Source organism: Hominimerdicola alba (assembly GCF_900109655.1).
GTDB lineage: Bacteria > Bacillota > Clostridia > Oscillospirales > Ruminococcaceae > Hominimerdicola > Hominimerdicola alba_B.
This window is the reverse complement of record NZ_FOAT01000003.1, coordinates 363,615-377,889: the sequence shown is the minus strand read 5'-3', so window position 1 is coordinate 377,889 and position 14,275 is coordinate 363,615. Positions and strand designations below refer to the sequence as shown.

12 protein-coding genes are annotated in these 14,275 nt (G+C 46.6%); 8 read left to right on the top strand and 4 right to left on the bottom strand.

Annotated features, from left to right (window positions below):
• Nucleotides 1-276 precede the first annotated feature (276 nt).
• The 3 genes from BMY75_RS05745 to BMY75_RS05735 form a co-directional block, all read right to left on the bottom strand.
• On the bottom strand, nt 277-1,650 hold the full coding sequence (locus BMY75_RS05745) for a S1C family serine protease (RefSeq protein WP_074830977.1): 1,374 nt from the start codon (nt 1,648-1,650) through the stop codon (nt 277-279).
• 66 nt (nt 1,651-1,716) lie between these two features.
• Nucleotides 1,717-2,994: a HAMP domain-containing sensor histidine kinase gene (locus BMY75_RS05740; RefSeq protein ID WP_242940175.1), complete on the bottom strand. Its 1,278-nt coding sequence runs from the start codon at nt 2,992-2,994 to the stop codon at nt 1,717-1,719.
• Between the two features lie 127 nt (nt 2,995-3,121).
• Nucleotides 3,122-3,826 (bottom strand): response regulator transcription factor, encoded by a 705-nt coding sequence (locus BMY75_RS05735; RefSeq protein ID WP_013496874.1) that lies wholly within the window; start codon nt 3,824-3,826, stop codon nt 3,122-3,124.
• A 470-nt stretch (nt 3,827-4,296) separates the two neighbouring features.
• On the opposite strand from BMY75_RS05735, the gene BMY75_RS05730 reads away from it, so the two are divergent.
• Nucleotides 4,297-4,569: a co-chaperone GroES gene (locus tag BMY75_RS05730; RefSeq protein ID WP_074830972.1), complete on the top strand. Its 273-nt coding sequence runs from the start codon at nt 4,297-4,299 to the stop codon at nt 4,567-4,569.
• Nucleotides 4,570-4,712: 143 nt separating this feature from the next.
• The gene (gene groL / locus BMY75_RS05725) at nt 4,713-6,356 is read left to right on the top strand and encodes a chaperonin GroEL (protein ID WP_074830969.1); all 1,644 of its coding nucleotides are present in this window, start codon (nt 4,713-4,715) and stop codon (nt 6,354-6,356) included.
• Between the two features lie 286 nt (nt 6,357-6,642).
• Here the strand turns inward: groL and BMY75_RS05720 are convergent, their stop codons facing one another.
• Nucleotides 6,643-7,026, bottom strand: a complete 384-nt coding sequence (locus BMY75_RS05720) for a cytidine deaminase (protein WP_074830966.1) — start codon at nt 7,024-7,026, stop codon at nt 6,643-6,645.
• A 224-nt stretch (nt 7,027-7,250) separates the two neighbouring features.
• On the opposite strand from BMY75_RS05720, the gene BMY75_RS05715 reads away from it, so the two are divergent.
• The 6 genes from BMY75_RS05715 (at nt 7,251) to BMY75_RS05690 (ending at nt 14,129) form a co-directional block, all read left to right on the top strand.
• Entirely contained in the window at nt 7,251-8,381 is a 1,131-nt protein-coding gene (locus BMY75_RS05715; protein WP_242940174.1) for a cysteine desulfurase family protein, read from the top strand.
• A 115-nt stretch (nt 8,382-8,496) separates the two neighbouring features.
• A complete protein-coding gene (gene thiI, locus BMY75_RS05710) occupies nt 8,497-9,675 on the top strand; it encodes a tRNA uracil 4-sulfurtransferase ThiI (protein WP_074830961.1) in 1,179 nt (392 codons plus the stop codon).
• Nucleotides 9,676-10,083: 408 nt separating this feature from the next.
• Entirely contained in the window at nt 10,084-10,647 is a 564-nt protein-coding gene (locus tag BMY75_RS05705; RefSeq protein ID WP_074830958.1) for a CinA family protein, read from the top strand.
• Nucleotides 10,634-11,710, top strand: a complete 1,077-nt coding sequence (locus BMY75_RS05700; protein WP_074830956.1) for a class B sortase — start codon at nt 10,634-10,636, stop codon at nt 11,708-11,710. The genes BMY75_RS05705 and BMY75_RS05700 overlap by 14 nt, the downstream gene beginning before the upstream one ends.
• An 85-nt stretch (nt 11,711-11,795) precedes the next feature.
• Entirely contained in the window at nt 11,796-12,875 is a 1,080-nt protein-coding gene (locus BMY75_RS05695; RefSeq protein ID WP_074830950.1) for a class B sortase, read from the top strand.
• Nucleotides 12,876-13,010: 135 nt separating this feature from the next.
• Nucleotides 13,011-14,129, top strand: coding sequence for a cell wall hydrolase (locus BMY75_RS05690; RefSeq protein WP_074831111.1), 1,119 nt, complete (start codon nt 13,011-13,013; stop codon nt 14,127-14,129).
• Nucleotides 14,130-14,275 lie beyond the last annotated feature (146 nt).

The following is a 14,275-nucleotide window of genomic DNA, read 5'->3' as shown; positions in this document are numbered from 1 at the left end:
AGGGCGGGAAGTTTGTTTTGCTTTTATTGTTCGCTTTGCATTTTGGCTTTGCACCTTGGTGATTGAGGGACTCCGCCCCTCAAACTCCTCGCAAGCTTTTCGCGAAAAGCTTGAGCAAAAGCTCAGTTCGCGGCATAGTTCGTTTGGTGCGCAAGTTTGCTGCCGCGAAATCCGCTAACGTTGACTGCGTCGAACGTGTCCGGCGCTAGGACCCTTTCGCGAAAGGTTTGAGCCAAAGCTCTTTTCTTTGGCAGGCTTACGTCCATTTTGTGCTTTTTACTCTTCCGTATCCTCCACCAGCGTGTTTCTGTCGTCCATCAGCTGGAATGTAATATCAAACTCTGTCTCCTTATCACCAGTCTTTCTTATAACATGGCAGGTCACTTCATCGCCTGGTTCCATCTTTCTTACATAGGCAGGAACATCTTCGATATCGTTCACACTTGTGCCGTTGATGTGGGTGATAAGGTCGCCGGGCTGAAGATCTGTATTGGCAACATCACATTCGGGAGCTATGCTCTGCACGCTCAGACCGGGAGTAGAATTCGTCAGTTCGGCTGTAGCTTCGGATATCTGCACGAACACGATGCCCATACGCGCCTTGCCCTTTACAGTGCCTGTTTCCATAAGGTCTTCTATCACGGATTTAGCCTCGTTTGTGGTTATGGCGAAGCCTATGCCTTCGTAGTCGATGGAAGCGAGCTTCGATGATGTTATACCGATGACCTGTCCCCACATATTGAACATTGCGCCGCCCGAGTTTCCGGGGTTGATAGCAGCGTCCACCTGCAGGCAGCTTACGCCTAGGGTGGAGTTCTCCGGTATCACTCTTCTGTCGGTGCCCGATACCACACCCTTTGTTATAGAGTGTCTGTATCCAGCGGGTGTGCCTATGCACACAACGTCTTCGCCGAGCTTAACCTGATCGGAATTTCCGAATTCAGCAGGCTGAAGGTCGGTGGCAGGTATCTTAATGACTGCGATATCTGTCCGAGGGTCTGAGCCTATGACTTCCGCCGCGTACTCTCTGCCGTCGTTTAGCACAGCTTTTATGCCGTTCTTTGCTTTGTCGATAACATGGGCGTTGGATACTATGTATCCGTCGGAGCTGATAATAATGCCGCTTCCCTTGCCCGTGGGCATTATGGTGCTTTGCTCGGTGAATATATCCAGCGATACCACAGAGGGTCCGCAGACCTCTGCTATGCCCTGGGCGGTGTATCTGCCCATCTCGTCTTTGAGTTCATCGCCGACTTCGGGTCTGTCAGCCACTTTCATATTGAAAGTCATATGCTTGCCGCCTGTGACGAGGTTGGATACAACGCCTTTTCCCCTTGCACTCACGCAGGCGATGAGGAAACCCGTGCCGAGAAATACCACGGCAAACAGGGTATTCAGCACAACGCGTTTTGCTATGTTTCTTCCGCGGGGTTTTTCGTCGATATCCGGCAGGGTGATGCCTTTCCAGAAATCGCCGTCAACTATCTCATCATTTTCCACTGCCCCTTTGGGCATCGTGAAATATTGTCTGCTGTAATCCCAGCTGTCAGATGCGTTCTTTGCCAGCTTTTCCGCGGCATCGGTAATGTTCTCCTCGGCGTTCTCGGTCTCACCTTGGGTGTTCTCAGTGAGGTCTTTCTCAAAATCCATCAGGGTATCACCTCTCATATAACTGTAAAAAGGGGACTGCTGCGAACAGCAGTCCTCTGACGTTCATCATTCCTCGTTTTTCTCGGCTTTGGGTATGGTAAAGGTGAATTCGGTGTACTCGCCTTTAAGGCTCTTTACCATTATCTTGCCGCCGTGTATCTCGACTATGGAGCGTGCGATATTAAGTCCCAGCCCCAGACCCTGAGCGTGTATGCCTCGGGATTTATCAGTCTTGTAGAATCTGTCGAATACCAGCGGAAGCTCGTCCTCCGCCAGACCCTCGCCGCTGTTTCTTATAGAAACGGAAGTCTTATCCTCTCCGTCCTCGAATGAGAATTCGATATAGCCGCCCTTATCCACAAACTTTATGGCATTTTCGATAAGGTTGTACATTACCTGATGTATAAGGTCGATATCGGCATACATATTTATCCTCTGCACATCAAGTCCGCGGATATCGATGTTTTTCTCATCTATCTTCGGCTCAAAAGTCAGCAGTGTATCGAGTATGGGCTCGGTCACAGGGAAAGAAGTCTTGCTCGGTTCAAGTTCGCCCGCTTCTATTTTGGCAAGGTTCAGCATACTCTTTACAAGACGGGTAAGTCTTCCTACCTCGGAGGATATTATCCTCATATAGTAATTATGCTGTGCTTTCGGGATAGTACCGTCAAGTATGCCGTCCACAAAGCCGCCTATGGAAGTCATAGGTGTCCTAAGCTCGTGAGAAACGTTTGCCAGAAAGCTGTTGCGCATGGTGTCGTAGCTTTTCAGGTTGGCAGCCATTTCGTTGAAAGCGATGGAAAGCTCGTTGAACTCCTTGGTGGTATATTCCGGCAAAGTTACCGAGAAATCGCCGTTACCAAGCTTTTTGGCTATCTCCGCAACTTCGGTGATAGGCTCTGTCAGCTTCAGCGTAGCGAAATATACCAGGAACATTACTACCAGAAGTACGGCTATGGCACTTACCATGAATATCTCCATGATGTTCTTGGTGTAGTTGTCCTGCTCGGATTTCGGGGAGTATGCCAGCACGTAGTACTTCGGACCGTTGGCTGAGAATGAATCTCCCGTGATATGGCAGACTTCATCCAGCACGCCGTTCAGGTCGTCGTAGGAGTATGTCGTGGAGCCGTTGAATTTTGTCAGCAGGTTGGGGTCGATGTTTTTCACCTCGCCGCTTGTATCTACAACCACATAGCCGTCATCGCTGCAAAGCAGGTAATCGGAGTTGCTGCCTATGGCATAGGTCTTCATCTCCGCTGCCACATCATCGCGCCACCGGTCGGGCTGCTCCATCATTTTTTCCTGTGTATATGAAGCAAGAGCCCTGGCATCTTTCAGCATAAGGCTCTTTTTTTCATCTAAGAAGTACCTTGAAGAAACAAGCAGTAATACTGTTCCTAAGCAACAAAAGCTTATCAGTATTACTGCTGAGCAAATCGCAAAGTACCTTGTAAATATACTTTTGCCGTTATTCATTGTTGTTTTCGGAAACTTCAAACTTGTAGCCTACGCCCCAAACAGTTTTCAGTGCCCACTTGTCGGAAACGCCCTCAAGCTTTTCACGAAGTCTCTTTACATGAACGTCGATAGTTCTCGAGTCACCATAGTACTCAAAGCCCCATACTTCATCAAGAAGCTGATCTCTGGTATAAACTCTGTTGGGGTTCGATGCCAGATGGAACAGCAGTTCCAGCTCCTTCGGGGGAGTATCCATTACCTGACCGTTTACTCTCAGCTCATATCTTGTCATATTTACAGAAAGCTTGTCATACTTGACTTCCTTGATCTCGCTCTCTGCAGAGGACTGACCAACTCTTCTGTAAACTGCCTTGATCCTCGCGATGACCTCTTTGGTATCAAAGGGCTTGACGATATAATCGTCAGCGCCGAGCTCAAGACCCAGTACCTTATCAAAGGTTTCAACCTTTGCGGTGATCATGATGATCGGAACGTTAGACTTCTTTCTGATCTCACGGCATACCTGCCAGCCGTCGATGCCGGGCAGCATGATATCAAGCAGAATGATATCGGGCTTCAGCGCATTGAATTTTACGACTGCTTCCTCACCGTCGTGAGCCAGGATAACGCCATATCCGTCCTTTTCAAGATAAAGACGCAGCAGCTCGCAGATATTCTTATCATCATCAACTACCAAGACTCTTCCCAGTGACATATTCATCTTCCTTTCGTCGCCTCAGCCACTTACCCGGACTGCAAGCTATTAATTTTATGCCGTCCTTTAAAGGGACAACAATATAATTTAAATAATAATTAGTAATTACAGTATAACAAATTTACAATCAACTTTCGTGAACTTGAAATAAATTTTTTGTGAACATCTTATAAATTTAATAAAGCGAGTTTAAAAATATTCAAAGAATAATCACAAAGTCAACAACAGATGATTTTTATCACATTACTAATTATAGTAATTATAACATAAAACTTCATAAAATAACAGACACATACTAACACAATTTTCATGGTGTTTGCAAACACCTATTTGTGCAAATCTACAAAAATCAGATAGACGTATTGCAATTTATAAAAATCGTGGTACAATATACTTAGCACTCGGATATCAAGAGTGCTAAAACAACATTTTGCAACACATAATTTCACATATACGAGGAGGAAATTAAAATGAATATCAAACCCCTTATGGACAGAGTCGTTATAAAGATGACCGAAGCTGAGGAGACCACAGCAAGCGGTATCATACTTGCAGGCTCCGCTAAGGAAAAGCCCCAGGTAGCTGAGGTAGTAGCAGTTGGCCCCGGCAAGAAGGACGTTGAGATGAACGTAAAGGTAGGCGACAAGGTGCTGGTAAGCAAGTACAGCGGCACAGATGTCAAGGTAGACGGACATGAATATACCATTCTTAAAATGGAAGACGTACTTGCAGTAGTTGAATAACTGCACAGGTACATCAGGCATAGATAAATATTACAATTACCATAGTTCATATCCATCTTTCGTATTTGCAGGAAGTGATCTTTCGGCTTAATTATGAATTATGAATTATGAATTATGAATTATCAAAACGGAGGTAATTTACAATGGCAAAGCAGATCATATACGGCGAAGAAGCCAGAAAAGCACTGCAGGCAGGTATCGACCAGCTGGCTGATACCGTTAAGATAACACTGGGACCCAAGGGCAGAAACGTAGTTCTCGATAAGAAGTACGGCGCTCCCCTCATCACTAACGACGGTGTTACCATCGCTAAGGAGATCGAGCTGGAAGACGCTTTCCAGAACATGGGCGCTCAGCTTGTAAAGGAAGTTGCTACAAAGACCAATGACGCAGCAGGCGACGGTACTACCACAGCTACTCTGCTGGCACAGGCACTGGTTCGCGAGGGCATGAAGAACATCGCTGCAGGAGCTAACCCCATGATCCTGAAGAAAGGTATGGCTAAGGCTGTTGATACCGCTGTTGAGGCTATCGTTGCTAATTCCAAGAAGATCGAGGGCAGCAAGGATATCGCAAGAGTCGGCGCAGTTTCCGCTGCGGATGATACCATCGGTCAGCTGATCGCTGAGGCTATGGAGAAGGTAACTGCTGACGGCGTTATCACTCTGGAAGAGTCCAAGACCGCTGAGACTTACAGCGAGGTAGTTGAGGGTATGCAGTTCGACAGAGGATACCTCAGCCCCTACATGGTAACAGATACCGATAAGATGGAAGCAGTTCTTGATGACGCTCTCGTTCTTATCACCGATAAGAAGATCGGCAATATGCAGGATATACTCCCTCTGCTGGAGCAGATCGTTAAGATGGGCAAGAAGCTCCTCATCATCGCTGAGGACGTTGAGGGCGAGGCTCTGAGCTCTCTGATACTCAACAAGCTGAGAGGGATCTTCACTTGTGTTGCTGTAAAGGCTCCCGGCTTTGGTGACAGAAGAAAGGAAATGCTCCAGGATATCGCTATCCTGACAGGCGGCGAAGTTATCTCTACCGAGCTTGGCATGGAGCTGAGCGAAGCTACTCTTGAGCAGCTGGGTTCTGCAAGACAGATCGTTGTTCAGAAGGAGAACACCATCATCGTTGGCGGTGCAGGCGAAAGCGAAGCTATCAAGGCTCGTATCCACCAGATCAAGGGTCAGATCGAGACCACAACTTCCGATTTCGACAGAGAGAAGCTCCAGGAAAGACTGGCTAAGCTCTCAGGCGGTGTTGCAGTTATCAAGGTAGGTGCTGCTACCGAGGTCGAGATGAAGGAAAAGAAGATGCGTATCGAAGATGCTCTGGCAGCTACAAAGGCAGCTGTTGAAGAGGGTATCGTAGCAGGCGGCGGCACAGCACTCATCAACGCTATGCCTAAGGTAAAGGAGCTTGTTGACGGTCTTGAAGGCGACGAGAAGACAGGTGCACAGATCGTATACAAGGCACTTGAAGAGCCCCTGAGACAGATCGCTGCAAACGCAGGCGAAGAGGGAAGCGTTATCATCGATAACATTGTTCGTTCTGGCAAGGTAGGCTATGGCTACAACGCATACTCCGCTGAGTATGTTGATATGATACCCGCAGGTATCGTTGATCCTACCAAGGTCACAAGAAGCGCACTCCAGAACGCAGCTTCAGTAGCAGCTATGGTACTGACTACCGAGAGCCTTGTAGCTGACAAGAAGGATCCCGCAGCTGACGCAGCTATGGCAGCAGCCGCAGCAAGCGCAGGCGGCATGGGCGGAATGTACTAATTCAAAGGGTACTCCCGCGGGATAAATAATAAACATTCAGGCACTTTTGTCATATTTCTGACAGAAGTGCCTTTGCGTTGCGTTATTTTGTCATATACCGATATGCGAATTTTTATATCTTTCATTATTTGCCTCCCGATATTCATTATTCGTTAAGCGTGATATAAAACCAAAACATAAAGACAAACATTTTCTATGATGCAAAAATACTGCTTCACGACCATTTTTAACAAAAAAGAAACAGGACCTCGCGCAAAGCAAAGTCCTGTAGATATCTTATACCGATTCAGTTAAGTTCAAAGCGCATAGGCAGAAATTCGCCCAGCGTGAATTCCCCGTTCGTGAGAATGATCGAAAAATCATCGTCACAGAATTCGCTCATCACCTGCAAGCAAGCGCCGCAAGGACAGCATGGGTGGCTGTAATTACCCTCTGCACCGCCGACAATAGCTATTGCTTTGAATTTCCTGCAGCCCTCGGACACTGCCTTGAATATCGCTGTGCGTTCAGCGCAGATAGTCAGTGAAAAAGAGCTGTTTTCCACGTTGCAGCCTGTGAATATCCTGCCATCCTCAGTGAGTAGCGCCGCCCCTACCGAGAAACCCGAATACGAGCAGTAGGAATTACTCGCGGCTTCGATGGCAAGCTCCAAAAGTTCCTTGTTTTCCATTATATTACACCCCAAAATCTATTTATTTCGCCATATAGGCGCCCAACCTCTATCATTATAACATTTGAAAGATAAGCTGTCAATAGTTTTTAAAGCGAAAATCACACGAAAGTGAACGTTTCACGTAATATCTAAGATGATCTGTTCATACTATCAGGTTGAAATTTGAAACAGGATATGTTATAATATAATTTATGCTATCAAATCAGAAAGGACTGAGCGCTTTGATATATCTTGATAACGCCGCTACCACAAAGCCCTGCGAAGCCGCAAAAGCGGGGGTAATGAAAGGTCTGGAGGTTTTCGGGAACCCATCGTCACTGCACCGCTGCGGACTTGATGCCGAGCTTCTGGTGACAGATGCCAGGACAGCGATTGCCGAAAGTCTTGGCTGCCTTGCCGAAGAGATTTTCTTCACATCCGGGGCTACCGAGAGCAGCAACACCGCAATTTTTGGTGCATATAAATCGCAAGGTAAGCGCAAGCACAGGGTCGTTACCACAACCATAGAACACCCTGCCACCGCACGTCCCTTAGATGAGCTGGAACGCCTTGGCTGCGAGGTCATACGCATATCACCTGATGAAAACGGAGTGATCTCCGCCGAAGCTGTTGCTGATGCAGTCAACGAGGATACATTCCTTGTAAGTATGATGCTGGTCAACAACGAAACTGGTGCGGTACTTCCCGTGAGCAAGGCTTTCAACGCGATACACAGGCATTTCCCTAAGGTCATAACTCACTGTGACTGCGTTCAGGGATACATGAAACTTCCGATAAAGACCAAGACTCTCGGTGCTGATCTTATCTCTCTGAGTGCCCACAAAATTTGCGGTCCCAAAGGCACGGGAGCACTGTTTATCCGCAAGGGTCTGCATCTTCCCGCACTGCTGATGGGCGGCGGTCAGGAAAAAAATATGCGCTCGGGCACGGAATCTGTTCCCCTGATATGCGGCTTTGGTGAAGCGGTAAAGCACTACTCCAAAAACATCGCCGAAAGGCTTGAATCCGCTAAAAAGCTGGAAGCTCTGCTGTTTGAGCTTTGTGAAAAAAACGGTGGCATCGGCATAAATTTCCGCGGAGAAAAATCGCCATACGTTACAAGCATAACGGTGGACGGTCTTAAATCTGAGGTGCTTCTGCACTATCTGGAAAAGCGCGGGATATTCGTTTCCAGCGGTTCGGCTTGCTCAAAGGGCAAAAAAAGCGGCGTTCTCGCTGAGTTCAGAATACCTGTACAAGCTATGGACACCACTCTGCGTATCAGCTTTTCACCCGATACCACCGAGGAAGACCTCCGCGGTCTGATGGAGGGTATCTCAGCTGCCCAAAACGAACTGGCAAGGCTGAAGTAAAGTGAACGGACGTTTTATACCATATTAATATATAAAGAGAATGTCGGAACAGGTCGATAAATTACAGGACTAAGCCGACAGTTACTGACAAAAAATCAACGGAGGAGCAGTTATAATGAAGGAAATAATTCTTTGCAAGTATGGCGAGATAGCCCTCAAGGGTCTTAACAAAAGCACTTTTGAGAGCATGATGGTCAAGACGATAAAGCGCAGACTGGCTAGTGCTGGAGAGTTCAGAGTAACTAAATCGCAGTCAACTCTGTATGTTGAACCTCTGGGCGAGAACCCCGATGTTGACGAGTTTGAGACCAGACTATCCAAGGTGTTCGGCATAGTCAAGCTTTGCAGAAGCGGCGCTATCGAAAAAGACCTAAAAGCGATATGCGAAAAGGCACCCGATTATCTGGCAGAAGTGCTGGAGGGCGCAAGAACTTTCAAGGTGAATGCAAGACGTGCCGATAAAAAGTTCCCTCACAAGTCCCCTGAGATATGCTCCGAGCTGGGCGGCGCTATATTGGATAAGTTCCCTCATCTCGAAGTCGATGTTCATGACCCAGAAGTTACAGTGACGGTGGAAGTGCGCGAGGATTATGCCTATGTTCATTCCGACCCCGTTGACGGTGCAGGCGGAATTCCCGTAGGTTCCAGCGGCAGAGCACTGCTCCTGCTTTCGGGCGGTATCGATTCTCCTGTTGCAGGCTACATGATGGCTCGCCGCGGTGCGGTTGTGGAAGCTATCCACTTTGAAGCTCCGCCCTACACCTCTGACAGAGCTAGAATGAAGGTCGAGACCCTTGCGAAGCTCATGACAGCTTACTGCGGTGATGTTAAGTTCTTCTGCGTACCTTTCACCGAGATACAGGAACTGCTGAGGGACAACTGCCCCGAAGAGCTTTTCACCATACTCATGCGCCGACTGATGATGGAGATCGCACAGCGAATCTGCGAAAAGGACGGCGATATCCAGGCACTGGTTACAGGTGAGAGCCTTGGTCAGGTGGCAAGTCAAACCATGTACGCGATGGTCTGCACCGATGCAGCCTGCCGTATGCCCGTGTTCAGACCCTGCATAGGTATGGATAAGTCCGAGATAGTTGAGATCGCAAGAAAGATAGGCACTTTCGAGACTTCCATCCTCCCATACGAGGACTGCTGTACCGTATTTACACCCAAGCATCCCAAGACAAGGCCTTCTCTTGCTGAGGTGGAAAAGGCGCAGGCAAGCTTCGATTTTGAGCCTTATATACAGAAAGCGGTCGAGAACACCAGTATTACCCTTATCAAAAACAGATAAGGGTCAGATGTGGATGACTGACACTGTTTTGTTTCATATTTTTGCATGCAGCGAATACCGGCAACTGTACAGAAAATATCTCAATTTGTACGATGTTACAATTGGTAAATTTGGTTACACAATGGTTACAATGTTTCCAAATTTTAATTTTTACGTACAAATTTCGGTACTTTTCTATTGTGAAAAATTGGTGATCAAGTATGTTCATATCCCGATTTTCCGAAGTTTTTAATGTGTTAAATGTCCGAAAAATCAAACACTTATGTAGCAAGTGTGTAACAGAAGCGTAACAAAAACGGTTGAAAAACCCCTGATTTTTTAGTAAGATATGTTCACTAAATTTACATCAGGTTCAAAAACAAGGCTGATTTTTTGTGTGATGTGTCAGTAAAAGGCGGGAGGATGTTGATGAATTTTGCGGAAGACTACAAAGTGGTAACAGAAACTATTGACATTGTTACAGCGGGTGTAGTAAAATATATGATAAAGAATTCGGTCACTATGTCTACAGCCGAAAGCTGTACAGGCGGAATGGTGGCTGAATGTATCACCGCAGTGTCGGGAGCATCGGCTATGTTCAAAGGCGGTGTCTGCACCTATACCGAGGATATAAAGATGAAAGTCCTGGGCGTTAAGAAAGAAACGCTGGAGAAATATACGGTCTATTCTTCCGAGGTTGCAAGTGAGATGAGCAGAGGTGCCATGGAACTTTTCGGTACTGACTGCGCGGTGGGCATAACGGGTCTTGCCGGACCCACGGGAGGCACCAAAGAAAAACCTGTCGGAACGGTATACGTTTCGGTGAGGTACAAGGACAAGGAATTGTCGCGGGTGCTGAAGTTATATGAAGAGTATGAAAAACTTGACAGAGGATCAATAAGAAGGTTAACTGTGCTGAAAACTATGCAGATGATCTGCGAGCTTTGCGGCATACAGATAAGTCAAGGAGATCATAACGATGGCAATGTTTAACGAGACAGCGAATCTGACAGAGAGAGATGATTCAAATTTCTTTCTGCGGTTTGTAAAATACTTTATCCCCTGGAAAGGTGATAAGGCTAACGAGATAGTCCGCAAGGTGGCATTCTGTGCATCGATAGTGCTATTCTCTATGTCGCTGAACGAGCTGGGTGATTACCTGGGCGCCAGCCGTGAGAAACAGAAGTCCTATATACAAAAGGTTGTCGTTGAATACGAACCCAAGTTCGATGATAACGTCAACTACAATGCGAATAACGGCGGCGATGATTACGATGCATCGAACCCGGAGGCATCAGCTCAGAAGCTGAAGCTTCAGGATTGGGCAAAGCCCCTGCTGAAACGCAATAAGGACGTTATCGGCTGGATAAAGATACCGGGATTTACCGATTACAGCGGTGAGGAGTATATAAACTTCCCTGTTTTAAAGGGTGAGGACAATAAATACTATCTCAACAAAAACCTTGATAAAGAGTATTACGAGTCAGGCAGCATCTTTATTGATTATGCCAGCGTAATGGATGAGAACGGTCAGACCGATAACATTACGGTGTTCGGTCACCATATGGGTTACGTAGGTACGAGTTTCACTCACCTGTCCGAATACGAACAGGGCGTGGACTTCCTGAAAAAGTACCCGATAATCGAGTTCAATTCCATATACGAAAGCGGACGCAAATATGCGATAATCAGTTGCTTTGCGATAAATACCGAGGATAGTGACGACGATCAGCCGACCTGGAAATATGTTGGCTGCCGAGACTTCAATGATGATGACAATAAATTTGAAGACTGGTACGATCAGGTAAGCAAAAGATCGTGGTATACTAGTGATATCAAGTGTACCGAGGACGATAAGTATATAACTTTATCGACCTGTTCCAAGCTGCTGAAAGATCTCAGATGGGTAATAGTAGCGAAGAAACTTACAGCTGATGACAATATCGATCATATCGTAAAGTCCTATAAGGAAAAACCCAATAAGGATATATATTTCCCCAAGTACTGGCGTGACCTTTATGGAAACAACAAGGTCTACAAGGGCTGGGAATACTAAATTATTACTAACAACAACTAACAACAGATCAGCAAAAAAGACTTGACAAAGGGTATGACCCTGAAAGTCGAGGAGTAATGATAAAATGGCAATGTCAAGAGGATCAGCAAATTTTAACGATAACGAAGGATCAAATAAAGGTGGTCTGATAAGATACTTTATCCCCTGGAAGGGCGATAAAAGCAGCGAGGTAATCCGCAAGATAGTTTTCATAGCTTCGGTTGGACTCTTCTGTGTATCGCTCGGTCAGCTGAAAAGCTATCTCAGCACCACAAAGGGAGAAAGATCGCGAGCACACGGTCTCGTTGAACAGTATGAACCCAAGTTCGATGAAAATGTGGACTATGAGGTAAATACCGGCAGCGATGATATAGATATCGCAGACCCCGATGAATCTTACAAAAAGCGTGAGGTACAGAAGTGGGTCAAGGATAAAAAACTTTTAGACCGCAATGATGATGTTGTGGGCTGGTTAAAGATACCCGGCTTCAAGGACTCCGACGGTGATGAGTATATGAGCTTCCCTGTTCTTCAGGGTAAGAACAATGACGAGTATCTTTACAAGGATATTGATGGTAACTACTATGAATCGGGCAGTATTTTCGCCGACTCATGGAGTATTATCAGCGAAGAGCGTCAGTCCGATAATATCACGATATTCGGCCACCATATGGGTTGGCTGGGCACAAGCTTCACTCACCTGTCAGAGTATGAACAGGGCGTGGATTTCCTGAAGGATCACGCGATAATCGAATTTAATTCGATATATGAGAGCAAGTGCAAATACGCCATCGTCAGCTGCTTTATGATAAATACCGATGCAAAAGACGATAACGGCGATCTCTGGGAGTACATAGGCTACAGAGATTTCAACGACGAACAGTACAGGTTCGATGAATGGTATAATGAGATTACAAGGAGGTCATGGTACTCAAGCGATATAAAGTGTACCGAAGACGATAAGTATATAACCCTCTCCACCTGCTCAAAGCTGGTGAAAGAAGGCGTAAGATGGGTAATAGTCGCTAAGAAGCTGACACCCGATGATGATATCGACGCTATAAAAGCTTCCTACAAGGAAAGAGCGGACAAGGATATCTACTTCCCGAAGATATGGAAAGATATCTACGGGAACAAAACAGTCTATAAAGGCTGGGATTACTGATGACATAAGTCATCACTTGCTTTATGCTTATTACATCGGATCCGCCGGTGTATAAAATATAAAGCTCCGCAGCATCTCTCACGGCTGCGGACAGGAAGTCTCGCAAGGGGCTCCCGGAAAGGTAATGTGATAGAAATGAAGCAGAAAAGATCAAGGGCTGCTAAACGGAATTCCGCGAAGCCGTCCGTGAGAAAGGTCGGAACTTTGCTTGGAAGCAGCGCACTGTGCGTACTCACCGTAGGTACAATAAGCGTATGCGGACTGCTTGGCAGAAATGCAGGAGCAGAAGCAGAGATCGGCAGAGAAACAAAGGCTGCGAATGTAAACACCACCGACACAGCGAGAGATGAGGGTGCGTATACCGCACTGGATACCGTCACATGGAGAAAGGCGAGTATCAACGAGTATGAGTTCGGAGAAGTTTCAGCTCCCGAGACCACTTCGGTAACGGAAGCAGGCAAAAAGACAAGCTCCTCCGCAACTGAGACGACAGCATCAGCCAAGGAGAAAAAGACAAGCAAAGAGACGGTCAAGGCTGAGACCGAACAGAAAACCAAAAACAAGGTCAAAAGTATTTCCAAGACCTTCCTTTATGTTGAGTCGCCCGTAAATCTCAGGGCAGAACCCAGCAAAAGCGCGGAAGCACTTGAAGTACTCGACACAGACACAAGGGTCGTTGTTGACGGATGCACCGATGACGGTGTGTGGTATTCGGTAAGACATGGCGAGATAAAGGGCTATGCGATGGCTGAGTACTTTACAGGTAAGACCCCCGACAGCAAAAACACCGAGGAAAAGAAGGACGATAAGTCCGAAGAAAAAGAGGACAAGACCGTTATCAAGCTTGAAGACAAGGGCAGCGCAGATACCGTCATCAGCTATACCGATGATGAATTCGAGATGCTGTGCTACGTACTTCAGGGCGAAGTAGGCAATTGTTCCGAAGCGAGCAAGATCGCAGTTGCTAATGTTATCATCAACAGGGTAAAATCGAGCCAGTTCCCGGACTCTATCTCGGCAGTGCTCACAGCTCCCGAACAGTTTGATGCTATCTACGGCTACTACAACGGAACTACAGTACCCACGCAGAACACAAGAGACTGCGCGTTAAGGGCGCTCAAGGGTGAAGATAACACCAACGGCGCGACTTACTACTACGCTCCAAGATATTGCGGCGGTGCTATCTCAGCATGGTTTGAGACCCTGCAGTTCTGCCTCGAAGTGGATGGTCAGAGGTATTTCAAGAACTGGTAAAGTGCATAACGGCTCTGAACAGTTTTTGTGCAGCATTTGGTAAGACATACGAAAAGTCAGGGCAGACATAAGTTTTGTCTTGACTTTTTCTCTTTATTTGGTAAACTATACAGTGTGGGCTTTCAGCCCTAAACACTGAATCTTAA